24 protein-coding genes are annotated in these 23,947 nt (G+C 71.8%); 3 read left to right on the forward strand and 21 right to left on the reverse strand.

Annotated features, from left to right (window positions below; genetic code table 11):
* Positions 1-108 precede the first annotated feature (108 nt).
* Genes KHP12_RS16125 through KHP12_RS53810 form a run of 3 tightly spaced genes read right to left on the reverse strand, consistent with a single transcriptional unit; the run spans position 109 to position 2,103 of the window.
* The gene (locus KHP12_RS16125) at positions 109-261 is read right to left on the reverse strand and encodes a hypothetical protein (protein WP_167442760.1); all 153 of its coding nucleotides are present in this window, start codon (positions 259-261) and stop codon (positions 109-111) included.
* A 10-nt stretch (positions 262-271) separates the two neighbouring features.
* Positions 272-940, reverse strand: a complete 669-nt coding sequence (locus KHP12_RS16130; RefSeq protein ID WP_086885620.1) for an ABC transporter — start codon at positions 938-940, stop codon at positions 272-274.
* A complete protein-coding gene (locus KHP12_RS53810) occupies positions 937-2,103 on the reverse strand; it encodes an ABC transporter ATP-binding protein (protein WP_246648578.1) in 1,167 nt (388 codons plus the stop codon). Before KHP12_RS53810 ends, KHP12_RS16130 begins: the two co-directional genes overlap by 4 nt.
* Positions 2,104-2,326: 223 nt before the next feature.
* Here KHP12_RS53810 and KHP12_RS16140 point away from each other — a divergent pair, with 223 nt between their 5' ends.
* On the forward strand, positions 2,327-3,208 hold the full coding sequence (locus KHP12_RS16140; RefSeq protein ID WP_211833090.1) for an aminoacyl-tRNA hydrolase: 882 nt from the start codon (positions 2,327-2,329) through the stop codon (positions 3,206-3,208).
* Positions 3,209-3,266: 58 nt separating this feature from the next.
* Here KHP12_RS16140 and KHP12_RS16145 read toward each other — a convergent pair whose 3' ends face one another.
* Entirely contained in the window at positions 3,267-4,055 is a 789-nt protein-coding gene (locus KHP12_RS16145; protein WP_210610034.1) for an SDR family oxidoreductase, read from the reverse strand.
* A 140-nt stretch (positions 4,056-4,195) separates the two neighbouring features.
* Complete coding sequence (locus KHP12_RS16150; RefSeq protein ID WP_211833091.1) at positions 4,196-4,801, reverse strand: TetR/AcrR family transcriptional regulator; 606 nt, start codon at positions 4,799-4,801, stop codon at positions 4,196-4,198.
* 128 nt (positions 4,802-4,929) lie between these two features.
* On the opposite strand from KHP12_RS16150, the gene KHP12_RS16155 reads away from it, so the two are divergent.
* Positions 4,930-6,387, forward strand: a complete 1,458-nt coding sequence (locus KHP12_RS16155) for an MFS transporter (RefSeq protein ID WP_208652827.1) — start codon at positions 4,930-4,932, stop codon at positions 6,385-6,387.
* Between the two features lie 50 nt (positions 6,388-6,437).
* Here the strand turns inward: KHP12_RS16155 and KHP12_RS16160 are convergent, their stop codons facing one another.
* Positions 6,438-6,947 carry a nuclear transport factor 2 family protein gene (locus tag KHP12_RS16160; RefSeq protein ID WP_167442330.1) on the reverse strand — a complete coding sequence of 170 codons (510 nt, stop codon included), beginning with the start codon at positions 6,945-6,947 and terminating at the stop codon, positions 6,438-6,440.
* A 45-nt stretch (positions 6,948-6,992) separates the two neighbouring features.
* Between KHP12_RS16160 and KHP12_RS16165 the strand changes: the two genes are divergently transcribed.
* On the forward strand, positions 6,993-7,817 hold the full coding sequence (locus KHP12_RS16165) for an SDR family NAD(P)-dependent oxidoreductase (RefSeq protein WP_211833092.1): 825 nt from the start codon (positions 6,993-6,995) through the stop codon (positions 7,815-7,817).
* An 8-nt stretch (positions 7,818-7,825) separates the two neighbouring features.
* Here KHP12_RS16165 and KHP12_RS16170 read toward each other — a convergent pair whose 3' ends face one another.
* The 15 genes from KHP12_RS16170 to KHP12_RS16240 form a co-directional block, all read right to left on the reverse strand.
* Complete coding sequence (locus tag KHP12_RS16170) at positions 7,826-9,028, reverse strand: MFS transporter (RefSeq protein ID WP_308036097.1); 1,203 nt, start codon at positions 9,026-9,028, stop codon at positions 7,826-7,828.
* Positions 9,021-10,004, reverse strand: coding sequence for an LLM class flavin-dependent oxidoreductase (locus tag KHP12_RS16175; protein WP_086879599.1), 984 nt, complete (start codon positions 10,002-10,004; stop codon positions 9,021-9,023). Before KHP12_RS16175 ends, KHP12_RS16170 begins: the two co-directional genes overlap by 8 nt.
* A 40-nt stretch (positions 10,005-10,044) precedes the next feature.
* Positions 10,045-10,269 (reverse strand): acyl-CoA carboxylase subunit epsilon, encoded by a 225-nt coding sequence (locus KHP12_RS16180; protein WP_276328606.1) that lies wholly within the window; start codon positions 10,267-10,269, stop codon positions 10,045-10,047.
* Positions 10,266-11,837, reverse strand: a complete 1,572-nt coding sequence (locus KHP12_RS16185; protein WP_211833093.1) for an acyl-CoA carboxylase subunit beta — start codon at positions 11,835-11,837, stop codon at positions 10,266-10,268. The genes KHP12_RS16180 and KHP12_RS16185 overlap by 4 nt, the downstream gene beginning before the upstream one ends.
* A 31-nt stretch (positions 11,838-11,868) precedes the next feature.
* Complete coding sequence (locus KHP12_RS16190; RefSeq protein ID WP_086879601.1) at positions 11,869-13,908, reverse strand: SDR family oxidoreductase; 2,040 nt, start codon at positions 13,906-13,908, stop codon at positions 11,869-11,871.
* A 3-nt stretch (positions 13,909-13,911) separates the two neighbouring features.
* Positions 13,912-14,850, reverse strand: coding sequence for an aromatase/cyclase (locus tag KHP12_RS16195; RefSeq protein ID WP_086879602.1), 939 nt, complete (start codon positions 14,848-14,850; stop codon positions 13,912-13,914).
* 13 nt (positions 14,851-14,863) lie between these two features.
* Entirely contained in the window at positions 14,864-15,649 is a 786-nt protein-coding gene (gene fabG, locus KHP12_RS16200; protein WP_086879603.1) for a 3-oxoacyl-ACP reductase FabG, read from the reverse strand.
* A gap of 12 nt (positions 15,650-15,661) precedes the next feature.
* Positions 15,662-15,931 carry an acyl carrier protein gene (locus tag KHP12_RS16205; protein WP_086879604.1) on the reverse strand — a complete coding sequence of 90 codons (270 nt, stop codon included), beginning with the start codon at positions 15,929-15,931 and terminating at the stop codon, positions 15,662-15,664.
* Between the two features lie 19 nt (positions 15,932-15,950).
* On the reverse strand, positions 15,951-17,180 hold the full coding sequence (locus tag KHP12_RS16210; protein WP_086879605.1) for a ketosynthase chain-length factor: 1,230 nt from the start codon (positions 17,178-17,180) through the stop codon (positions 15,951-15,953).
* A complete protein-coding gene (locus KHP12_RS16215) occupies positions 17,177-18,460 on the reverse strand; it encodes a beta-ketoacyl-[acyl-carrier-protein] synthase family protein (RefSeq protein WP_167442331.1) in 1,284 nt (427 codons plus the stop codon). Before KHP12_RS16215 ends, KHP12_RS16210 begins: the two co-directional genes overlap by 4 nt.
* A complete protein-coding gene (locus KHP12_RS16220) occupies positions 18,457-18,783 on the reverse strand; it encodes a TcmI family type II polyketide cyclase (RefSeq protein WP_086879607.1) in 327 nt (108 codons plus the stop codon). The genes KHP12_RS16215 and KHP12_RS16220 overlap by 4 nt, the downstream gene beginning before the upstream one ends.
* A 17-nt stretch (positions 18,784-18,800) precedes the next feature.
* Complete coding sequence (locus KHP12_RS16225; RefSeq protein WP_086879608.1) at positions 18,801-20,270, reverse strand: FAD-dependent monooxygenase; 1,470 nt, start codon at positions 20,268-20,270, stop codon at positions 18,801-18,803.
* A 49-nt stretch (positions 20,271-20,319) separates the two neighbouring features.
* Complete coding sequence (locus KHP12_RS16230; RefSeq protein ID WP_086879609.1) at positions 20,320-20,745, reverse strand: MarR family winged helix-turn-helix transcriptional regulator; 426 nt, start codon at positions 20,743-20,745, stop codon at positions 20,320-20,322.
* Between the two features lie 262 nt (positions 20,746-21,007).
* Entirely contained in the window at positions 21,008-22,213 is a 1,206-nt protein-coding gene (locus KHP12_RS16235; RefSeq protein WP_086879610.1) for a helix-turn-helix transcriptional regulator, read from the reverse strand.
* Between the two features lie 691 nt (positions 22,214-22,904).
* Positions 22,905-23,861: a ParB/RepB/Spo0J family partition protein gene (locus tag KHP12_RS16240; RefSeq protein ID WP_308289413.1), complete on the reverse strand. Its 957-nt coding sequence runs from the start codon at positions 23,859-23,861 to the stop codon at positions 22,905-22,907.
* Between the last annotated feature and the right edge of the window lie 86 nt (positions 23,862-23,947).

Consider the following 23,947-nt stretch of genomic DNA (forward strand, 5'->3'; position numbering starts at 1 on the left):
GAAGGGGCGCGGGGCTGTGTCGATATGCGGCTCCGCCGCGTGGGCGCGACCGGCCACGACGGCGCCGCAGACGATCGACGGCAGGTCAGAGCACTTCCCACGGAGCGCTCAGCCTGAACAGGCGGTGCGCTGGGCCTCCTGCCATTCGCAGACGGGGCACAGCGTCGCTCCGGGGCGCGCGGCGGGGTACTCGGTGGGCTCGCCGCACTGCACGCAGTCGGCGTACGGCGGGCCCTCGGGAAGGTCCGTACGGTCGTCCATGACCCGAACCCTACGACCGGCGGGAGCTCAGCGCGCAGGCCAGCGCGGTCGCCCCGGCGGCGGCCGCGCCGGTCAGGGCCAGGGGCAGCAGGGGCATCGGCACGGTGCCGCTGTGCGAGCCGTCGACCAGCCCCGACACGGCGGCGTTCGCGGGCGAGGCACCGGCCACCGACACCAGCAGCGCGGCGAGCAGCGTGGCCGGGATCGCCCAGCCGGGGCGGCGCAGCAGGGGCCGGTTGCACAGCGCGCCGACGGCCGTGCCGAGCAGCGCGCACGCGACCGCCGTGAGCAGCCCGGAGACGGTCGCCTCGGGCACGGGGATCTCGTGCAGGTGATCCGCGGTGTACGGATCGCTGACCGCCGCGACGAACAGCGTCCCGGCGGTGCCGAGCACCAGCGCCGCGCCCAGCGCGGTCAGCACCGAGGCGAGGTGCACCCGGCCCGGCCCCACCGCCGCCGAGGCGCAGTCGCGGGCCGCGGCGGGCTCCTGGGTGACGCACACCCGCACCAGCCAGGCGGCGACGGGCAGCAGCGCGGCGGCGGCGTAGCCGAGCGAGTCGAGGATCGGCTGCCCGGTCTGCACCCCGATCCCCAGGAACGCGCCGTAGAGCAGCAACGGCGGCAGCCAGCGGTGCGAGCGGGCCAGCAGGGCCGCCTGATAGCGCAGCAGCGCGGTCATGCCTTCTCCTTCGCCCCTTGGGCGGGCTCCTGAGGGTCGTTGTCGTCGATGGCCGTCACCGCGCGGATGTGCCAGGGCGGGTCGGCGGTCAGGAGGGTGCGAAGCAGGCCATCGGAGTCGGCCACGCCCACCTCGACCGTCAGCCGTACGCCCCGTCCCCGTCCCCGCCCCGCCGGACCGTCGCCCCCGCCCCCGTGCGCGGGCGCGAGCGCGGGCGCGGGGCCGTACTCACGCACCACCGCGCCCGACAGCTCACCGGGCGGCCCGACCCCGGGCCGTCCCTCGGCCTCCACCCGCACCCGTGGCCCGGCGCCGGGCCCGCCCTGCGCCGCCGACGGCCCAGCCGCGCCCGGCACCACGGCCTCCCGGCCCGGCGCCCCCGCCGCCGTCTCGCGGGCCGCGCGCGCAGCCGCCGCCGGGTCGCTGCTCCGGGGCCGGACCGCGGCGGCGGGAGAATCCGCCTCCGCAGCCGAGGATCGAGCCGCCGCCGGGTCCGGGGCGCCTCCGGACGGGCGGGGGTGCCCGGCCTCGCCGGGCTCGCCATGGGCGTCCGCGGCCACCGGCTCCAGCCGGGCCTCGGTGACGCGCAGGACACGGTCCGGGGCTCCGGCCAGGCGGCGTGGGTCGTGGTCGACGAAGACGACCGCGCCGCCGTCGGCGACGCGCTCGGCGACCGCCGTGTCCAGCACCCCGCGTGCGGCCTGGTCGAGGCCGGTCCACGCCTCGTCCAGGGCCAGGAGGCCGGGGGCGGCCAGCAGCGCCTGTGCCACGGCGATCTTCTGGCTGGTGCCCTTGGACAGCTCGGCGAGCGGGGTGCCGGCGTAGCCGTCCGCGCCGAACCGCTCCAGCCACTCCCCCGCCCCGCGCGCCGCCGCGGCGCGGGACAGCCCGTGGATCCGGCCCAGGTGGGTGAGGTAGCCGAGGGCGGAGAAGGGCAGCTCGGCCGGGAACCGCTCGGGGACGTAGGCGGTGGGCGGGCGGCCGGTGATCCGGCCCGCGCTGGGGGCGTCGATCCCGGCGAGCAGCCGCAGCAGCGTGGACTTGCCGCTGCCGTTGCGCCCCTGGACACGGGTCAGGGAGCCCGGCGACACCTCAAGATCGACACCCCGCAGCACCCACGGCCCGCCCAGGCCGTAGCGGCGGCCGACTCCTCGCAGTCTCATGCCGGTTGAGCATAGGCGCACCCCTCGGCGAGGGGAGGCCCTCGGCGTGCGTTGGCCCTGGGCCCCGTCCGGCGGATCGTCGCGGGCCCGCCGCGACGCCTGGCACGGCGCCCTTCGGCCAAAGGCACCGAGGGCTCACGGCGCCAAGAGCCAACAGCAGCACGAGCTGACGGCACCAAGATCCGTCAGACCGGCCCCGCGGCGGTCCTGGCACACTTGGCGCGTGACCAGCACCGACGGCGACACCGAGACCGGCACCCAGACCGGCACCCAGACGACCGCTCACCAGGGCACCGGATCCGGCGCCCGCAGCAGCCCCTTCCGGCACGCCGAGACCGACCGGGACGCCGCGCCGCAGTTCGTCCTGCCCCTGGTGGTCCGGATCGAGAAGGCCGCGCCCCCGGCGCGTACGGACGCCCTGGAGACGGCGGCGCGCGCGGTGCTCGTGCTGCTGTCGGACGAGCGGGCGACGGCCGCCGACGGCGAGTGGGCCCAGGCCGTACGGGACTGGCAGGACGCCCGGATCCGCAAGGTCGTACGGCGGGCGCGCGGCGCGGAGTGGCGGCGCGCGTCCGGGCTGCCGGGCATCACGGTCACGGGCCGGGCACCCGCCCCGGCCACAGCCGAGGACGTAACCGGGCACGGGGACGGGGACGGGGACGGGGACGGGGCTTCGGCGGCGGCCGCCGAGGTGCGGGTGTTCCCGCCGGTGCCGCTGGACGGCTGGCCCAAGGAGCTGGCCAAGCTCCAGGTCTCCGGCACCGACCTGGACGACCCCGAGCCGCCGCCCGCCCCCGACCCCACCGGTCCGGTGCTGTGGCTGAGCCCCCATGTGGAGATGTCGGCGGGCAAGGCGATGGCCCAGGCCGGGCACGGCGCCCAGCTGGCCTGGTGGGAGCTGGACGACGCGGCGCGGGCGGCCTGGCGCGGGGCCGGGTTCCCGCTGGCGGTGCGTACGGCGTCGGCCGAGCGGTGGGACGAGCTCACCGCGAGCGGCCTGCCGGTGGTGCGCGACGCGGGGTTCACCGAGATCGCCCCCGGGAAGACCGTTGTGGTCGAGGGAGGCAGTGGCTTCTGTCCTCTCCCGTGCGAACGGCGGCTGTAGCCGGGCTGGACGCGGCCGGGCCTGTCAGGGCCTGCCGACGGGCGGCGCACCGCCTCGGTCAGGAGAAGTGCTCGGCCAACGGGTGAAGCTGCTCGTCGAGGATGCCGAACCCGCCATCCACCCGGATCAGTTGCCCCGCCACGGCTCCGAAGTCCTCGTCGGCCACCGAGGCCACGGCGCGCGCCGCGTCCTCGGGCTCGACCAAGCGGGACAGCACGGAACGGTCCGTGAGGAACTTCCGCAGGCCTTCGCTGAAGCCCGCCCCGGAAGACTCCGTACGCACCGCTCCGAACGAGACCGTGTTCACCCGGACGCCGTACTGCGCCCCGACTCCGGCGACATGACGGCTGAAGGTGTTCAGCGCGGCCTTGGCGGTGGAGTGTGCCACGGCCATGCCGATGAAGTCGGTGGCGGTGCTCGAGATGAAGACGATCCGGCCCGACCGCTGCTCCCGCATGACGGCGAGTGTGTGCCGGCTGAGGTGGAACACCCCGGACAGCTCGCCGTTGACCTTCTCGGCGAAGGCGTCCCAGGACAGCTCCGTCAGGGGCACGAACGACGGGTTGACCGTGTTGGCATTGAGGATCAGCACGTCGATCCGGCCGTGTTCCGAGCGGACCCGCTCGACCAGGGCGGCGACCTGCTCGGCGTCGCAGACGTCGGCCTGGGCGGCCTGGGCCGAGCCACCCTCCCGTGTGATCGTCTCGACGACGGCGTCGGCGGCCTCGGAGTTGCTCCGGTAGTTGACTATCACGTGGTAGCCGCGCCGCCCCAGCTCCCGCGCGGTGGCCGCGCCGATGCCTCGGCCGGCTCCGCTGATCAGCGCGACGGGCTTGGGCTGGGTCACGATGGTCTCCCTCGGAAACTCTGAAGGCCGCCGGTCGGCCTCCAACGGGTTTCCAGGCAACACCGCGGAGATCCGCCCTGTCACTGCGGGACGACCACAGGTTCGGGTGCGGCGGACTCGGTGCTCCGTCCCGCCGTCAATTACCCGACGTCAGCCGGTATTTCCGATTCCGCCACCGGCAGGGACGTCTCGATCCGAATCACGTCGCGGGCCAATGCGACGGCTTCCTCCGCGGTGCCCGTGGCACCGAGCGTGGCGCCGCTCGCGTACACGCCGTCGATGATCAGCATGATCCGGTCACCCAGTCGGTCAGGATCGGCCGCGGAAGTCCGCCGCGCCAATTCCCGCAGCTGTTCCCGGACAGCCTTGAAATGCTCCAGGGAGACCTGGTGCGCGGGATGTTCCGGGTCGGGGAATTCGGCGTGCGTATTGCGCAGGGAGCAGCCACGGGTTCCGGGCACCATGGTCTGGACGGCACGGACCACTTCGACGAGCTGCTCCTCGGGTGTGGCAGCCGCCGCGAGGGCGCGCGCGAAGGTGCGGTCCCAATCCTGGGTGCAGCGTTCCAGATAAGCCACGACCAGCTTGTCCTTGCTGGCGAATTCCCGGTAGAGAAGCTGCTTTCCGCACCCCAGGTCATCGATGATCTGCTGCATCCCGACCGCGTGCACACCATAGCGGTCGAACAGGCCGCCCGCGGCATCCAGGATGCGGTCATGAGCGTCGGGCGTGCGTTTGCGCGGCATGCTTCCGGAGACTATCAGACCGATCGGTCCCCTCCCAGGGAAGTCGCATTGACATCCCGTCAGTGACACGGTCATGCTGTGCCTCGGCTGATAACAGACCGATCGGTCCGGCTCTTCTGGAGGCTCTCATGCCCGCCCCTCCCCCAACCAACGCGGTCTTCACGACCATGTCCTCCAAGGCTTACGGCATGCTTGCCGTGCTCTGCGGCGCGTTATTCCTCGACGCCCTCGACGTCTCGATGAAAGGCGTCGCCCTGCCGGCGATCGGGACCTCGCTCGACATGTCGACCAGCACCCTCCAATGGGTGATCACCGGCTATGTGGTCGGCTTCGGCGGCTTCCTGCTCCTCGGCGGACGCGCCGCCGACCTGCTGGGCCGGCGCAGGATGCTGCTCGCGTCGCTGATGGTCTTCGTCATCGGCTCCACGATCGGCGGCGCGGCTCCCAACGGCGAGGTGCTCATCGCGGCCCGCTTCGTCACCGGCGTCGGCGCCGCGTTCAGCGCCCCTGCCGGGTTCTCGATCATCACCACGAGCTTCGCCGAGGGCCACATCCGCAACAAGGCCCTGGCCATCTTCACCGCGACCGGCGCCACCGGCATGGCCTTCGGCATGGTCATCGGCGGTCTGCTCACCGACCTGGACTGGCGCTGGGTGTTCTTCGCCCCGTCCGTCGTCGGACTCGCCGCGTTCCTCGGGGGCCTCGCGCTGATCCCGCGGTCGCCCCGGCCGGAGGGTGGCGCCAAGGACTTCGACATCCTCGGCGCCGTGACCATCACCGCGACCATGGTGCTGGTGGTGTTCACCCTGGTGCAGGCACCGGAGGTGGGCTGGGCCTCGGCCCGCACCCTGGGCTCGCTGGTGGCCGCCGCGCTGCTCCTCGTCGTGTTCACCGCGATCGAGCGGAAGGTCGACAAGCCGCTGGTCAGGCTGGACATGCTGCGCTCCCCCGCCCTGGTCCGCGCCAACATCGCCGCGATGTCGCTGATCGGTGCCTGGATCGGCGTGCTGTTCACCATGACGCTGTACTTCCAGGACTACCGGGGCTGGTCGGCGATGGAGACCGGGTTCGCGGTGAGCCCGGTGGGGCTGGTCGCCGCCGTGCTGTCGACCCGGATCGCCGCCCCGATGGTGGGCCGCTTCGGCGTGGAGCGGGTGGTCCTGGCGGGCATGACCTCGGCCGTCCTGGCCTACGCGCTGCTCCAGTTCCTGACCGCCGACTCCAGCTACGCCGCGCTGCTGCTGCCCGCGTTCCTGCTGATCGGCCTCGGCTTCTCGCTGGCGTACGGACCGCTCACCATGGCGGCGGCCGACAGCGTTCCCGTGGCGGACCAGGGGGTGGCCGGCGGCCTGGTCAACACCTCGTTCCAGATCGGTCCGGCGCTGGGGCTGAGCGTGGCCACCGCCGTCAACGCGGCGAACACCGGTCCCGCGCCCTCCGAGGTGCTGCACGGCCTGCGCGTCGCGCTGGCGGTACCGCTGATCTTCGCGGTGCTCGGAGTGCTCGCCATGCTCCCCGCGCTGCGCCGGCGCGTCGTCGCGCCGGCCGCTGCCCCACTGGCCCAGGAAGAGGCCGCACGCGGATAACAGCCGTGCGGCTCGGCCCCCGGCAACGGGTGCCGGGGGCCCGGCGGGGATCACCAGGGCCAGCGCCAGCCCTCGTTGTCCGGCACCACCCAGTAGTGATCCAGCTCGACCTTGACGAAGTGCCAACGCCCGTCCCGGTGGGCGTAGGTGTCGGTGAACTGGCCGATGCTGTTGTGGATTTCGCTCTCCCGGTCGAACCGTATCTTCTCCTCGAAGAAGGAGACGCCGATGGCGGATTCCCTGCTCAGCACCTCGACCTGGTGCCCGTGGACGAAGTTCTTGAAAGAGATGGTCCGGGCGCCGGTCTGGAATTCGAGGATCTTCCCCGGTAAGGCGCTGTAGAATTCGCGGATTCCGGCGCTGCCGTGCGCCTGCCCGAAGTCGCCGTAGTCGAGGTGCGCATCGTCGGTGAACAGACTGGCCAGCCCGTCCCACTCCGCGTTGTTCAGGCAGCGGTGGAACTCGGTGCGCAGCCGCTGGAGTTCGTGAATCGCCTCCAGTTCATGGACCCGTTCGGTGAGGTGCTTCACCGTCTCGGCCAGATCTGCCTCGTAGCTCATTGCACGACCCTTTCTTTTCTCGTTCCGGCCCTCAAGGAGAACATCATGAAGACCCTGGTTGTCTCGGGCGGCACCTCCGGCATCGGAGAAGCGCTCGCCCACACGTATCTGAAGCGCGGCGACCAGGTGGTGGTCATCGGCCCGCATCCGGAGAAGGGGCGGATCTTCCTTGCCACGGCGGAAGAACTGGGCGCCGGGGAGCGGGCCTTCTTCCTGCCCGCGGACCTCAGTCTGGTCAGCGAAAACAAGCGGATCATCGAGGACATCAGGGAGAATTTCCCCGCGGTGGACGCCCTGGTGCTGTGCGCCCGGTTCTTCCGCTCCTCCCGCCGCGTCACCTCCGAAGGTTTCGAGCACAATTTCGCGCTGTACTACCTGAGCCGCTTCCTGCTCGGCAACGGCCTGCTCGACCTGCTGGAGAAGGCCCCCGCCCCGGTCATCGTGAACGTGGCCGGGCCGGGCGTGGAAGCGGGCCAGATCCACTGGGACGACCTGGGCCTCGAGCGGGGTTACGACGGCTGGGACGCCATGTTCCAGGGCGGCAAGCTGAACAACCTCCTCGGCGTCTCCTTCTCCCTCCAGCGCCCTGGCCACCGGACCCGGTACGTGCTGGACTTCCCGGGCGGTACGGCGACCGGCTTCGCCGGCGAGTTCGACCCGGCCACCGCCGCCCACGTCAAGGAGATGCTGCGGTTCGCCAAGCCGGTCGAGGCCGGCATCACCCCAATCGTCGCGGCCATCGACAGCCCGCCCACCGAGCCGCTGAGCGCCTTCTTCGAAGGCCGGCGCCTGGATCTGCGGCACCACTCGTTCGACCCGGAGGACGCCCGGCGGCTCGACGCCGTCACCCGGGAGCTGCTGACCGGCTGAGGCGGACGTCATGTGCGCTCGCGCAGCCCGCCCACGGCTGCCACCACCCCCACCGCCGCGACCAGCGACGTCGCCAGCAGGGGCGCCCGGTAGCCGTCGGTGAGGGTGGCGAGCCCGGCGACCAGGGGCAGCATGACGACGCTGCCCAGCTGTACACCCGTCTGGTAGACCGGCACGGCCGCACCGCGCAGGGCCGGTGCCACGCTCTGCGCGGCCTGCATGTTCAGCGCCGCGAAGGAGAGCACGAAGGCGGCCGACACCAGGAGCAGCGCGGGCAGCAGGCCGGCCGCGTACGACAGCGGGCCCGGCCGCAGCAGGGCGTAAAGCTGGCCGGCGAGAGCGCACAGCGCCCCGGCGGCGATCAACCGCCCGGTACCGAACCGCTGGACCAGCCGTCCGGCGAACGGGACCGAGACCGCGAGCGGCACACAGGCGGGCAGCAGGCCGAGCGCGACCTGCCACGGCCGCCAGCCGAAGGCGTCGCTCGCCCGGAACGTGGCCAGCAACAGCAGGCCGATGTAGGTCCCGTTGAGGGTGGCCGCACCCATCGTCGCCCGCACCAGCGGGCCGTTGCGCAGGATCGCCCCGCCGAGCGGAGTCGGCGGCTGCCGTACACCGCCGGGGATCACCCGGAAACCCCACACCAGCAGTGCCAGGGCCACCGGGGCGGGGAACAGGAACGTCCCGTGCCAGTGGCCGGGGGCCAGCGCTCCGGAGAGCAGCAGCCCCGCGGTGAACCCGGCCGCGCCGAACAGCGAGTACACCGACACCGCCCGGCGCTGCGGCGGACCGCCGGGGAATGTGGTGCCGATCAGCGCCAGTCCGGCGGGCGCGGTCAGCGCCGCACACGCCCCCTTGACCAGCCGGGAGGCGACCAGCATCGCCATGCCGTCGCTCAGTCCGCCGACGACGGAGGCGAGCGCGAAGAGCAGCATCGCGGCGAGGTAGACGCGGCGCAGCCCGAAGCGGCCGGACAGCACCGGCCCCAGGGCCAGCATCGCGGCGAAGCCGAGGGCGAATCCGCTCATCAGCCACTGCACCGACCACATGGTCAGTCCCAGGTCGGCGCCGATCGACGGCAGGGCCACCAGCACCACCGAGACCTCGATGGCGTCCAGGAGCATGTTTCCGGAGAGGACGACCAGCAGGGCCCGGTGGCGGTGGATCCCATGCGGCGCGGCGGCCGCCGGGGTCACGACCGGCTCACCCACCGGCCGACTGCCTCTCCAGCAGCTTCGGCAACTCGGCGACCAGCTCGATGTGCCGGGCCACGAGATCGTCCGGCATCCCCGCGACGCTCGCCCAGAAGATGAGGTGCCTGACGGGCAGTCCCCTGGTCCGCTCGTGGATGCGTACCGCGGCCTGCTCGGGGGTGAGCACCTCAAGAGTGGCCCAGGAACCGTCCTCGGGCCGCTTCTCGGGGAAGTCCTCGACCTTGAGCAGCGGCGGGGCGGGGTGGTCGGTGCCCTCCACGGACCCGAGGCGGTAGGTGTTCATCTGGTGGACCAGGTGCGGGGCGATCCGGGGCCAGACGGCCTCGGGGTCGTCCGCGAGGATCACCGGGAGCAGGTCCGAGACCCGAGCGGTTCGCGGATCGTGGCCGCCTTCCGCGAGCCCGGCCTCGTAGTGCTCGTACATCGCCCGGTTGATGTGCAGCAATCCGATGCCGAGGCGGCCGGCGATCCGGGCACCGCGCGGTCCGTAGAAACCACCCCACACGGGCACCGGGCGCTGGATCGGGCCGGGCGTGATGCCGCCTTCCTCCCACAGCCTGCGCACCTCGCGGATGTTCTTCTCCACCCGGCCGAACCGGCGGTCGAACTCGGCGCCGAACAGGTCGTACTCGGGCACCCGGTAGCCGGCGCCGACGCCGAGTTCGAGCCGGCCGCCGCTGATCAGATCGACGATCGCGGCGTCCTCGGCGAGCTGGGCCGGCCTGCGCAGGTTGGGCAGGATCACCGCGGTGCCGATCCGGCAGTCACGGGTCCGGGCGGCCGCCGCGGCGGCGAACACCAGCGGCTGCGGCAGATAGCCGTCCTCGAACAGGTGGTGCTCGGTGAACCACACGCCACCGATACCGCGCCGGTCGACCTCCTCGCACCACTCGAGCGAGCGCGCGTAGTGGTCGGCCCACGGCCGGTGCCAGGCCTCCGGGTTGCGCAGGTCGAAGAGAATTCCTGATTCCATGCCCTGACTTCCGTTCGTCGTTGGCGTACTCGAGGGGGGTTCACGGGGCCGTGTCCTGCCATGACCTGGGGCCCTGGAAGCCCGGTGACCGTTCGGGGCGGCGCCAGCCGGCCCGGGGCCGGGGCCGGTCCGGTTCCGCCGGCTGGGCGGCGAGGCGTTGGAACAGGGCCGCGGTGAGCGCGGCGAGCTCCATCGCGTCCGGGCGGCCCTTCTCGATCCGCAGGAAGACCTGCCCGTCGCCGGTCGGCTCCGTCGCGGCGGTCACTGCGGCGGGTTGCCGTGCTTGCGGCGCGGCAGGTCGGCGTCCTTGCGTCGCAGCATCGCGAAGGCGCGGGCCAGCACGGCGCGGGTGTCGCCCGGGTCGATCACGTCGTCGACCAGGCCGCGTTCGGCCGCGTAGTACGGGTGCACCAGCTCCCGCCGGTACTCCTTGATCTTCTGTTCGCGGGTGGTCGCGGGGTCGTCCGAGGCGGCGATCTCCCGTCGGAAGACCACGTCCGCGGCCGCCTCCGCGCCCATTACCGCGATCTCGTTGGTGGGCCAGGCCAGGGCGAGATCCGCACCGATGGAACGCGAGTCCATCACGATGTAGGCGCCGCCGTACGCCTTGCGCAGCACCACCGAGATCCGCGGCACGGTGGCGTTGCAGTACGCGTAGAGCAGCTTGGCGCCGCGGCGGATGATGCCCTCGTGCTCCTGATCGACGCCGGGCAGGAAGCCGGGGACGTCCACCAGCGTGAGCAGCGGAATGTTGAAGGCGTCGCAGAACTGGACGAACCTGGCGCCCTTCTCGCTCGCGGTGATGTCGAGGACACCGGCCAGCGCGGCCGGCTGGTTCGCCACCACGCCGAGCACCTCGCCGTCGAGCCGGCCCAGCGCGCACACCAGGTTGGCACCCCACTGGGCGTGCACTTCCATGAAGTCGCCGTCGTCGACGATCTCGGCGATCACCTCACGCATGTCGTAGGACCGGTTGCCGTCCAGCGGCACCAGCTCCACCAGCCGGTCCACCCCGCGGTCCGCAGGGTCCCCGGTTACGGCGGCGGGCGGCAGTTCACGGTTGTGGGAGGGCAGCATCGACAGCAGCCAGCGCACCTCGGCCAGACAGGTCTCCTCGTCGTCGTAGACGAAGTGGGCGACGCCCGAGGAACTGCCGTGGACGTCGGCGCCGCCGAGCCCGTCGTGCGTGACCTTCTCGCCGGTGACCGCGCGGACCACGTCGGGGCCGGTGATGAACATCTGTGAGATCCCGCGGACCGCGAAGACGAAGTCGGTGAGCGCGGGCGAGTAGGCCGCGCCGCCCGCACAGGCGCCGAGCATCACACTGATCTGCGGGATGACGCCGGACGCCCGGGTGTTGCGCTGGAAGATCCCGCCGTAGCCGGCGAGCGCGGAGACGCCCTCCTGGATGCGCGCGCCGGCGCCGTCATTGAGGGAGACCAGCGGACTACCCGCCGCGACGGCCATGTCCATGATCTTCTGAATCTTCTCCGCGTGGGCCTCGCCCAGCGCGCCGCCGAAGATCCTGAAGTCGTGCGCGTACACGAAGACCGTCCGCCCCTCGACGGTGCCCCAGCCAGTGACGACACCGTCGGTGTGCGGCCGTTTGCCCTCCAGTCCGAACCCCGTGGCCCGGTGCCGCCGCAATGGCTCGACCTCGGTGAAGCTCCCGGGGTCGAGCAGGAGGTCGATGCGTTCGTACGCGGTCAGCTTCCCCTTGGCGTGCTGGCGCTCGGTGGCCCTGGGGTCGGCCCCGAGCCGGGCTGTTTCCTTCAATTCCCTGAGTTCGCCGACGTGTTCGGTAAAAGTCGGCGGTTCCTGTACGGCCGTCACCGTTCTCCCCCTCCTCTCGTATGGCCGGGGGTCAGCCCAGCAGGGTGCCGCCGCTGGCGTCGATGAAGGCGCCGGTGATCCAGCGGGCCTCGTGGGTGGCCAGGAAGGTCACCACGTCCGCGACGTCCACCGCCTCGCCCACCCGCTTGAAGGCCGACAGCTGTGCCATCTGCGCCACGGCCTCGGGGATGTCGAAGACGGGGCCGCCGTTGTTCGTGATGCCGGGCGCCACGCTGTTGACGGTGATGCCGCGCGGGGCGAGGTGGCGGGCGAAGTGCAGGGTGATCTGCTCGATCGCGCCCTTGGTCATCGAGTAGGCGACCTGGTCGGGATTGGCGACCCTGGTCAGTCCGGAGGAGATGTTGATGATCCGGCCGCCATCGGGGAGCAGCGGCAGGGCGCGCTGCACGATGAAGAAGGGCGCCTTGGCGTTCACCGCGAAGAGCCGGTCGAACTCATCGGGGGTGACATCCTCCGGCTGCACCCCGGTCGGGGTCGTCACGGCCGCGTTGTTGACGACGATGTCCACAGTGGTGCCGCCGGTCCGCTCCTTCAGCCCGCGCTCCAGGCCGAGGAACAAGGTGTGGACGTCGCCGGGGACGCCGAGTTCGGCCCGGACGCCAAAGGCCCGGCCGCCGTCCTTCTCGATCAGCTCGATGGTCTCCTGCGCCGCGTCCTCGTTGGTCGCGTAGTGCACGGCGACCAGCGCGCCCTCGGCGGCCAGCCGCTGCGCGGTGGCCCGCCCGATGCCTCGGCTGGATCCGGTCACCAGCGCGGTCTTGCGGGAAAGCTTGTCCATGGTGGAAGTCCTGCCGTTCGCAGTCGTCGGGGAATGAAGGGGGCGCGCCGAGGCGGTGGCGGGTGGCGGCGCGACCGGGGTACGGGGCAGGCCGAGGCCGCTGATCATGCGGGCCAGCCGGCGGCGTACGGTGTCGAAGCGCATCAGCTCGGCGAAGACCTCCCGCAGGGGCTCGATCTCGGGCCCGCCGAGCAGCAGGGTCGACTGGGCCTGGATGTCGGTGAGGGTGCGCACGCCGATGGGATGGCGCTCCCGGTGGTAGTCGTCCAGGACCGCGTCGTCCACCCCGCCGCCAAGGCGCTGGGCGAGCCGCCCGCCGAGGGCCGCCGCGTCCTGGAGCCCGAGGTTGAGGGCCTGTCCACCCACCGGCATCTGCGCATGCGCGGCGTCGCCGGCGAGCAGGATCCGGCCCCGCCGGTAGCGGGTGGCCTGATGCCGGGCGTCGTCGAAGGCGTTCAGCCACAGCGGTGTCCCGTGGCCGATGTCCTCGCCCGTCACCCGCGCCCAAGCCCGCACGACCTCGCCGAACTCCGGCGCTCCGGTACGGGGCCGGGGCTCGGCGCCGTAGACGTGCACCATGACCCGGGTGGTGCCGTCCGGCCAGCGGTGCGCGGTGGCCAGTCCGTGCTCCAGCCGCTCGAACCGCCGGGCGGGAATGTCGATCCCGGCGACGTCGGCCCGCAGCATCTCCCGAGTCGCGTCCCGGCCGGCGAACTCGAACGCGGCGGCCTTCCGTACCGTGGACTGCCAGCCGTCGCAGCCGACGACGTAGGAGCCTGTCATCCGTTCCCGCGTGCCGTCGGCCACTCCGCCGTCCGCTGCCCGGTCCACGGGTACGGTCTCGACCAGCACCCGGTCGCCCTGCTCGGCGAGGTCCACCAGCCGCCGGCCCCGCCGGATCCGCGCCCCCAGCTCCACGGCCCGCTCCTGGAGCACTGCTTCGAGCCGGGTCTGGGGGCACTTCCACTGTCCCGCGTAGGGATGTCCGGGGTCGGCCTCCGCCACGTCGAGCCGGATACCGCCGAAGTGCCCCGGACCGCCGTCCGGAAGCGAGCCGAGCCGGTCGAGGACGCCGCGCTCGGCCAGCACCTCCATGGTGCGGGCGTGCAGGGTGGAGGCGCGCGACTCGGTCATCGGCCGGACCAGCTGCTCCACCACCAGGACCCGCACCCCGTGCGCGCACAGGTCCCCGGCGAGCAGCAGTCCGACCGGACCGGCACCGACCACCACGACATCGGTGTCCGGCGCGCCGTGGGTCGAGGGAGTGGGCATCGGTCAGCGCCGCGCTTCCGCATAGTCCTTGGCGTGGCCCAGGGTGGCCCGGCTGTTGTTGCCGAGTGCGTTGCGGATGAACTCCCGGGCCTCGGACACGCCCGCGTCCGGGCCGAGGATCCTGGTGATGTTCTCGGCGTTGATGACCACCGTGTGCTGGGAGGCGGCGGTGGTGACGCCGTCGGGCCCCTCCTCGAAGGTCCAGTACCCGGTGTGCAGCTTCATCAGCGCCGGCAGCGTGGTCTGCTTGTAGGCGATCTTGTGGTGCGGGAAACAGACCCGGACCGACTCGGTGGTGTGCGCGGAGCCGTCCTTGGTGAGCGTCTCCATCCGCAGCACCTGGAGGCCGGGGGTGTCCTCGGTCAGCTTCACCTCGTTGACATGCGGCAGCCGCTCGGTCCACAGGTTGGCCTCGTTGACGAAGTCGTAGAGGTCCTTGGCGGAGCCGTTGACGGTGACGTCGTCCACGAAGGACAGGGTCAGCTCCTCGGTCCGGGTGGCTTCCTCCAGCCCGGCCTTGACGCCGGGCAGTTCCTCCCGGCTGTTGCGGTCGACGGCCTCGTCGATCCACTGCAAGCCCTCGGGGTCGTCGTCGATCGCGCGGTACTCGTGCAGCAGCCGTAGCCGGGTCTCCCGCTCTCCTCGGGGTTCGATGACCCAGGTGCCGCTCATCGACGCCACCGGCGGCGCGGAGACCTCCTGCCGGAAGGTGATGCGCAGGCCTTCCGGGTCCAGCTCGCGGATCGAGGTCCAGTTCTTGGCCTCGCCGTTGGCGGTGGCCCAGATGCGTATGCGCTCCTGGTCCGCCTCGCGCTCGAGGACTTCGACGTACACCGACGGCGGGAAGAGCCTCGGCCAGTTCTCCACCTCGGCGAGCAGCCGGTAGACGTCCCGGGCGCCGGCCTGGACGCTGATCTCGTGTTCGACCTGGCGGTTCGTCATGATGTCTCCCGATTCAGAAATTGCCCAGGCCGCCGCAGACGTTCAGCGCCTGCGCGGTGATCGAGGCGGCCGGATCGGAGGCGAGATAGCCGACCAGGCCGGCGACCTCCTCGGGGGTGGAGTAGCGGCCGAGCGGGATCTTGGCCTGGAACTTCTCCAGAATGGCGTCCTCGGAGGTGCCGTACGCCGCCGCGTAGCCCTGCCGCACCCGTTGGGCCATCGGCGTCTCGACGTAGCCCGGGCACACCGCGTTGACGGTGATCCCGGTCGGCGCCAGCTCATTGCCCAGCGCCTTGGTGAAGCCGACCACGCCGTGCTTGGACGCCGAGTACGGGGCGCCGAGCACCACGCCCTGCTTGCCCGCCGTGGACGCGACGTTGATGATCCGGCCGCGCTTCTTCTGGCGCATGCCGCCCGCGTTGAGCACCTCGCGGGTCATCCGGAAGACGCTGGTGAGGTTGGTGGCGACGACGTCGTCCCACAGGTCGTCGGCGATGTCGGCGGTCACCCCTCCCCCGCTGCGCCCCGCGTTGTTGACCAACACGTCGATCGGTCCGAAGCGGGCCACCGCGGCCCGCACCACGGCCTCGATGTCCTCCTTGGAACGCACGTCGGCGGGGCTGCCGTCCACGTCCAGGTTCTCGTATCGCAGTGTCTTCACCGTCGCGGCGACCGCGTTCTCGTCACGTGCGCATATGTAGACACGGTGCCCCTGCTGGGCGAGGGTCCGGGCGGCGGCGAGGCCGATCCCGCTGGTGGCGCCGGTGACCAGGGCGACCCTGGCGGTGTTCTCGGTCATCGTGGGCTCCGCTCAGGCGGTCTGGGTGGCGGACAGGCGTTCGTTGACCAGCCGGATCAGCGCGCGGGGAGTGCCGGCCTCACCGACCGCCTCCTCGTCCAGGCTGATGCCGTGCTCGCGCTCGATGCGGCTGACGGTCTCCAGCATCGCCAGCGACTCGTAGCCCAGGTCCTCGAAGGACGTGTCGAGGATGTCGCCGTCCAGGTCGACGCTCTCGTCGGTGCCGGCGCCCTCCAGTAACGTGGCCCTCAGCTGGTCGAGGGTGAACTCCTTGGCAGACATGCGGGTCCTTTCGTACGGGTCATAGGTGGGCGGGTTCGGCGGCGCGAACGACCATGGCGGAGTTGAAGCCGCCCTGGCCGCGGGCGATCACCAGGGCGCTGCGCAGCTCGGCGGGTCGCGGGGCGCCGCTCACCAGGTCGATCTCATAGGACGGGGAGAGCGTGCTGCCGACGGTCGGCGGGATCACCTGGTCGCGGATCGACAGGAACGCGGCGGCCAGGTCGAGGGCGGCGGCACCGGAGTACAGCCGGCCGGTGGTGGTCTTCGGCGCGGTCACCGGCACTCCGCGCGGCCCGAAGACCTTGGTGATCGCCTCCGCCTCCGCCCGGTCCAGGTCCGGCACGGCGGCGGCGTCGGCGAACACCACCCCGATGTCCTCGGGGGTCGTCCCCGCGTCGGCGAGGGCGAGTTCGATCGCGCGCTGCAGGGTGGGGGCGCGGTCGCTGCCGGGCCTGGGGTCGATCGTGGCGGCATGGCCCGCTATCTCGCCGTACACCCGTGGGGCGCCGCGCCGCCGGGCGTGCTCGGCCGCCTCCAGGACCAGCAGGGCGCCGCCCTCCCCGGGGACGTGTCCGGCGGCCCGGTCATCGAACGGCAGATACGCCCGGGCCGGGTCGTCTGAGGTGCTCAGTCGGCCGCTGGTCATCTGGGCGACCCACCCCCACGGGCAGATCGACGCGTCGACCGCGCCGGCGATGACCATGCTGACGCCCTTGCGGAGCTGCCGGCGGGCCTGCGCCAGCGCGTCCAGCCCGCCGGCCTGGTCACTGACCACGACGCTGCTGGGGCCGCGCAGACCGTTGCGGATGGAGATCTGGCCGCTGTTGACGGCGTAGAACCACGCGAAGGACTGGTAGGCGCTGACGTGCCGACCACCCTTGCTCCACAGGGCCCGCAGCTCGTTCTGGCCGAACTCGAAGCCGCCGGAGTGGCTCGCGGTGATCACTCCGACGTCGTACGCGGGCAGTTCGGACGGCACCACACCCGCGTCGGTGAACGCCCAGTCGGCGCCGACCAGGGCGAGCCGGGTCATTCGGTCGGTCTGCGGCAGAAGCCGGCTCGGCAGATACTCCTCGGCGGCGAACCCGCTGATCTCACCCGCCAGCCGGGACGGATAGGGCGTGGGGTCGAAGTGGGTGACCCGCCCGACCGCGCTCCGGCCGGCGAGCGTGGCCGACCAGTAGTCCTCGATGCCGAGGCCGGTCGGGGCCACGATGCCGAGGCCGGTGACCAGGACCGTGGCGTTCATCGCTCGCCCCGCTCGGGGTCGGCGAGCACCACGGCGCTCTGGAAGCCGCCGAATCCGCTGCCGACCGACAGCACGGCGTCGGTCCTCCAGTCCCGGGCCGTCAGGGGCACGTAGTCCAGGTCGCACTCCGGGTCGGGGTGGTGCAGGTTCGCCGTCGGTGGCACCACGTCATGGGCCATGGCCAGGACCGACGCGGCGATCTCGATGGAGCCGATGGCGCCGAGCGAGTGCCCGACCATCGACTTGATGGAGCTGACCGGGGTGCGGTAGGCGTGCTCGCCCAGGCTGCGCTTGAACGCGGCGGTCTCGTGCCGGTCATTCTGCTTGGTGCCCGAGCCGTGGGCGTTGATGTAGTCGATGTCCTCGGCGGCGAGCCGGGCCTCGTCGAGCGCGACCCGGATGGCCTCGGCCATCTCGACGCCGTCGGGCCGCAGCCCGGTCATGTGGAACGCGTTCGAGCGGGTCGCGAATCCGGCCACCTCGGCGTAGATCCGCGCGCCCCGGGCGCGGGCGCTCTCCAGTTCCTCAAGGACGAACACCGCCGCGCCCTCCCCGATGACGAAGCCGTTGCGGCTGGCGTCGAAGGGCCGGGAGGCGTGCTCGGGGTCGTCGTTGCGGGGCGTGGTCGCCTTGATCGCGTCGAAGCAGGCCACGGTGATCGGGGAGATCGGCGCGTCGGTGGCACCGGCGACCATCACGTCCGCCGTGCCCTCCCGGATCACGTCCACCGCGAAACCCACCGCGTCCAGGCCGGAGGTGCAGCCCGTGGAGATGACGGTGGTGGGACCCTCGGCACCCACTGCCCAGGCAACCTCGGTGGCGAAGGAGCTGGGCACCATGTAGCCGTACAGATGCGGCACGGCGTAGGTGTGGTCCACGAGTTCCAGCCGACCGCCGTCGCTGACCGTGCGGTACTCCTGGTCGAGTCCGGTGGTGGCGCCGACCGCGCTGCCGATCGTCACGCCGGTCCGGTGCGGGTCCAGCGTGCCGAACTCCAGCCCGCTGTCGGCGACCGCCTCCCGGGCACCGACCACCGCGAACTGCGCGGCCCGGTCCATCCGCCGGACCTCCTGCGGGGTCAGCCCGGACAGTTCCCCGTCGAAGTCGGCCTCGGCGGCCACCTGGGAGCGGAACGGCGAGGGGTCGAACAAGGAGATGCGGCGGGTGGCGGTACGTCCGTCGGTGAGCAGCTTCCAGAACTCCTTGGTTCCCTGCCCGCCCGGGGCGATGACTCCGATCCCGGTGATCGCCACCCGGCGGCGGCCGTCGGCGGTGCTCATGAGGCACTCCATTCATAGAAGCGACGGGCCATGGCGTCCTTGGGCGACCGCCACGTCGCGGGGTCGTACGCCTCGATGTACGGCTTCAGGTCCTGGCTGATCCGCACGAACCGCGGATCGGTCTTGGCCTCCTCGATCCGCCCCTCGCCGTTGTCCTCGTCGAAGTCCTGGAGGTGGAAGTACAGGCCGTGGAACTCGAAGAGCCGACGGCGACGGGTGCCCATCCGGGCGGGCATGTCGGTGCGGTCGAAGGCGGCGAACAGGTCGGCGACCTCACGGGCCGAGCCGGAGTCCATCCTGGCGACGATCAACGTGCTGTGCATCGCTTCCCTTCTGGTGCTCATCGGGCCGGCCCGAACCAGCGGGCCAGTGCCATCGGTAGGTCGGAGCGGGAGCCGGGTGCGGCCCAGGCGACATGGCCGTCGGGACGCAGCAGGACGGCGGCGGTCCGCACCAGGGGGTCCTCGTCGAGGAGGTCCCCGTGACGGGAGGCCGTCACGATGTCGACCCGGTCGGCCCACCCCCGTGCCCGGCCGCGCAGCGTGGCGTTGTCCTCCAGGTCCAGGAGGACGCCACGGCCCGAGCGGAGGAGCTCGCTGCTGCTGGTGGGCCGGCCGTCCCTGAGCAGGGACAGCCGCGGCATACGGGCGCCCAGCAGCGGGTGCGAACCGCCGCCCGTCTCATAGCGGATGTCGAGGCCGCTGACCTTGGCGGCCAGTCGGCGTACGACCTCGGGGTGGCCGTCCAGCAGTTCGGCCAGGGTGTCCCGCAGCGGTCCCACCTCGTCGCCGCCGAGGATGAGGGTGCTCTGGGCGCGCGTGTTGGCCAGCAGCTGACGGCCCACCTCGTGCCGCTCGTCGTGGTAGGTGTCCAGCAGGGTCTCGGGGGCCGTGCCGCGCACCACTGCGGCCAGCTTCCAGCCCAGGTTCACCGAGTCCTGGACACTGGTGTTCATCCCCTGTCCGCCGGCCGGCAGATGGACGTGCGCGGCGTCCCCGGCCAGCAGTACCCGGCCGCGCCGGTACTCGGTGACCTGGCGGGCCGCATCGCCGAAGGCGCTGACCCACACCGGCTCGGCGTCCGAGATGTCGGTGCCCGTCAGACGCTTCCAGACGTCCGCCACCTCGTTGAACTCCGGTGGGGCCGTGCGCCGTTGGGGCGGCGGCGTGCCGCGCTCGCCGACGATGATCCGGTGGATGCCGCCGGGCAGCCGCGCCACCATCACCATGCCGCCGGGGGTGCGCTCGCCGATCATGCGGGGTTCCAGCTCCACCCCGCGCAGGTCGGCGAGGAAGAGTTCGGTGGTGGCGGGGGTGCCGGGGAAGTCGAAGCCGGCGATGTTGCGCACGGTGCTGCGTCCCCCGTCACAGCCCACCACATACCGGGCCCGCAGATTGGGCCCGCCGGCGACGGTGACGGTCACGCCCTCGGCGTCCTCGACGAAGCCGGTGACCGAGTGACCGCGGCGGATCTCGGCCCCGAGGTCCCGGGCCCAGCTCTCCAGCACGGCCTCGGTCGTGGACTGGGGCACGGTCCGGGCGGCGCCGTGGGCGGCGCCCAACAGGCCCAGATCGAGGGGCAGACCGCCGAAGTGCCCGGCCTCGCTGGTCTCGATCTCACCGAACCTGGAGAGCAGACCCCGCTGGTCGAACACCTCCATGGTGCGGATCGTGAACCCGATGCCGCGTGACTCCCCGGTGCGTTCGGGCAGCCGGTCCAGCACGATGACATCGATGCCCGCCAGGCGCAGCTCCCCGGCCAGCATGAGTCCGGCGGGCCCGGCACCGACCACAACGACTGAAGCGTCCATACTCTTCTCCCGGAATGACTGCGCCGACTTGGCCGAGGGCATGCGGTCGCTATTCGCTCTCAAGGTTGTGAGCGATTCGCGCGAGCACATCGTTGGCGGCCAGGAATTCTTCCTCCGAGATCCCGGCGAGCGAGCGGTCCGCATGGGCGTTCACCAGCGCCTCGGCCCGGTCGTGCGCCGCGTCGCCGTCCGCCGTCAGCGCCACGGCGCCGTCCTGCACCGTGACCCAGCCCCGTGCCGCGAACTCGTTCACGATCGGCGCGTAGGAATCGATGCGGTCGACGGCCAGGAAAGGAGAGAAGGCCGCATCGATATCGGTGACGGTGTTCACATTGATACTGATGGCGTGCAGCACCTGCCACTGCCGTCGATTCAGGCGCTCACTGGACAACGCTCGTTCGGTGGCCTCATCGAAGAGCCTGTGCAGATGCAGCAGCCAATAGCCGATCCGCCTGGTCGTGTTCTGCTGGAGCATATGAGTGCCTGCCTCGAAATGAGTGGGGTGATGGATACGGGCTCTCGAACAGGCCCCGCTGAATTCATTTCGACACTGACACTCCCGGCTCCCCCGCACAAGGCGAGCCTGGGGAACCTACGGCGTGCCCACAGGGTTCACTGCGGCACACCCACAGGATTCATTGCGGGCCACCCGTAGGGTTTTTCACGCGGTTGAACCCGACGGCGGTCCGACCACCAGTCGGACAGAGCTCACGAAAGCGCGAGGCTAGGCGGCCACCCTAGGCGGCCACCGACCCCAGAGCGGTGGCCAGCTCCCTTCTGCCGGATATGGCGAGCTTCCGGTAGACGCTGGAAAGATGGAACTCGACCGTACGTACGGCGAGGAACAGCGTCTCCGCGATCCGCTGGTTGCTGTACCCGGCACGGGCCAGCTGAGCGATCTTGATCTCCTGGCGGGTGAGTGTCCGACCGTTGTCCGGACCGCTCAGCCGGGCCAGCCCGAGCCGAACGCGTTCCGCCCAGTAGGCGTTGCCGCACTCGCGGGCCACCGCGCCCGCTGCCTCCAGGCGGCTGCGCCCGCCGGCCACGTCCTTCCGCTCCACCTGTAGCGTGCCCAGGTCGTAGAGCGCCTGCATCAGCTCCGTACGGGCCTGCCCCAGGTCGAGCAGCTGGACGGCCTCCTCCAGCAGGGGCACCGACGACTCGCCCCGCCGCGCTATGGCCACGGCGTGCAGCGCCGCACCGACACCGCGTGCCGAGCCCCACTTGCGCGCCGCGATCAGCTCGTCCTCGGCCAGCGCCAGCGCCAGGTCGTACCGCTGCACGGCCAACGCACCGAACGCCGCCCTCGAACGCCAGGGTATGACCGTCGAGTTGACCACGTTCAAGGCCGCCAGGGTCCGGCCGCACGCGGTGTAGTCGTCGACGGCGTGCTGGAACTGGCCCATCGCCATGTGCAGCGCGCCTCGCGCGGCCAGCACATGCGGACGGTCCGGCAGCCCGGCGCTGAGCCGGCCGACCAGCCCGTGCTCCAGCAACACCTCGTGCGCCTGGTCCAGCTCGCCGATGTGCACCAGCGCCTCGATCAGCCAGGCGATGGCGAGACAGGCCGGGAAGGCCGGTCCTTCGTCGGCGAGAGCCGCCTTCAGCAGGTTCGAAGCCCGGGTCGCGTCACCGGACATCAGGGAGCTGCGGGCCCGCAGCAGCCTGAGCAGGTTCTGGTGCCTCACCGAGCCGGACCATAAGGGGTGCCGGGCCAGCCGCTCGCACTGCGCGTCCGCCGACACCACGTCACCGGTGTACTGCAGGGCCAGAATGGCGAGCCACACCCCGTACGCGTCCGCGCGCGTCGCGTCAGGCCCCAGCACCCGTTCCGCCTGCTCGGTGACGGCCGCACGGTTCACGCCCAGGTTCGCCAGCTCGATGCACCGCACGGCCGTCCGCGGCTCGGACGGAAGCCCCCGGCCGTCGTCCGCCAGCAGCACCCCCGGGGTGTACGTGGCCGGGCCCCGCCGGGGCGTCGCGGGCCGCCATAGGTCACGGACGGCCTTTTCCGGCCTTCGGTCGCCCGCCCTGTCGCTCGCTCCCGCGCGCCCGACGGAATTCCGCCACCCCGGGGCAATCGGGGCCGGTCGCCGGCCGGCGGCCGTCTCCTGCACTCCCTTGCTTCTACGCTCGGCCGTGTTCACTGTTCCCCCATTTAGTCCGTGATCAGTCTTGAGGCATCACAAAGCTGGTGCCCGGAGTGCGGGTGCGCCCGGTGCGATGGGTGCGTACGACGAACCGCATGGCCTGTCGCCGGGCCTGGTGAAGTCGTTCGGCGCGGAAAGCGCTCTTCCCGCCCGGGTCATTGGACGGGTCGCGCGCATATCAGCCCGGGTCGGCCGAGAGCCGCCCTGGCGTCGGAAGTCTTTCAGTGAAGGGAAGGCACATCAGGAAAAGCGGAGACGCATGGCAGCCACAAAGCCGCCCGGCACTCATTCCGCTTGGGTCGCGCAGCTACGCATCGAGGAATCCCCCTTCGAGGTGCCATGTCGCCGGTCCTCGGGTTCGTTGCCGACCTGCCGAATTCATCAGCGCCATCGGCCCGTTACTTCACCGTACACGAACTTCTCCGGCGTATATGAAGGGCAGCGGACCGTAAGGCCACCATGGCGAAGATGCGCTATACGCGGCTCAGCTTGCCCGGTCACGGACCAGCGCGGCGCGCTCCTCCATGCCTCTGGCGAAGCACAGCCACTGCTCGGCACACCGGCGGGCGGCCCAGGTGGCGTCGGACAGCCGGTGTGTGGGCACGCTGTCGGCCAGCACCTGCCACTGATCGGCGTCCAGTGCGTGCGCGCTCCACAGGCGCAACAACGTCCGTCCGGCCTCGGAGAAGCGCAGCGACGGGTCCTTGCGCAGACTGCGCGCGCTCGCATGGGCGGCCGGCTCCGGCGGCAGGGTTACGGCGGGTTTCCCGTCCCCGGCCGATGGTGTGCCGGCGGCCGGGGACGCTTCGCCCCTGCCGGAGTCCCGCACTTCGGCCGCCCGCAGCCTCGGCGGCACCGGATCCTCCCCCACCCGCAGCCGCTGCCGTACGTCCCTGGCGGTGGCGACGGCGACACCGGCCTCCGCCGCGATCTCACGGAGGGACGCATCGGGCCGGGACCGGATGACGCGGACCGCCCGCCGGCGCCCCTCGGCGGCGCCGGCGCCGAGGGGACGGACCCTGCCGTCGCGCCCCGCTCGGACGTTCGACTGACCAGTCCGGCCGGTTGAACGGTCGCGCAGCGTGGCGACCGTGGTGGGCGAGACACCGACGATCTCCGCGATCCGGCGGTTCGACCACCTGGGGCGGCTCTCGACCAGGCGGGTGGCCGCGGCGGTGCGGTCGGCCCGGGAGAGTGGCATCCCATGCCGCGTGTTCAGTCTGACGGCGAGCACGAAGGCTTCCTCGACGGTGCCGTCGACGAAGGCGGCCTCGATCCGCTCCTCGCCGCGCAGCAGCGCTGCGCGCACCCGGTGCACCCCGTCCACCACGCGCATCGTGGGCCGGTGCACGGTGATCGGCGGCCACGCCAGGTCCGACTCGGCGAGCACCCTGATGTGCTCGGCGTTTTCCCCTGCGATGCGCGGTGAATCAGAGATCACCAGTGTCCCGATGGGCACGGACCGCGTCCGCCGTGCCTCCTGATCAGTTCGCGTCGCAGGGCCGGGTAACGCCTCTAACATGGACT

Origin of the sequence: Streptomyces asiaticus (assembly GCF_018138715.1) — a bacterium.
GTDB lineage: Bacteria > Actinomycetota > Actinomycetes > Streptomycetales > Streptomycetaceae > Streptomyces > Streptomyces asiaticus.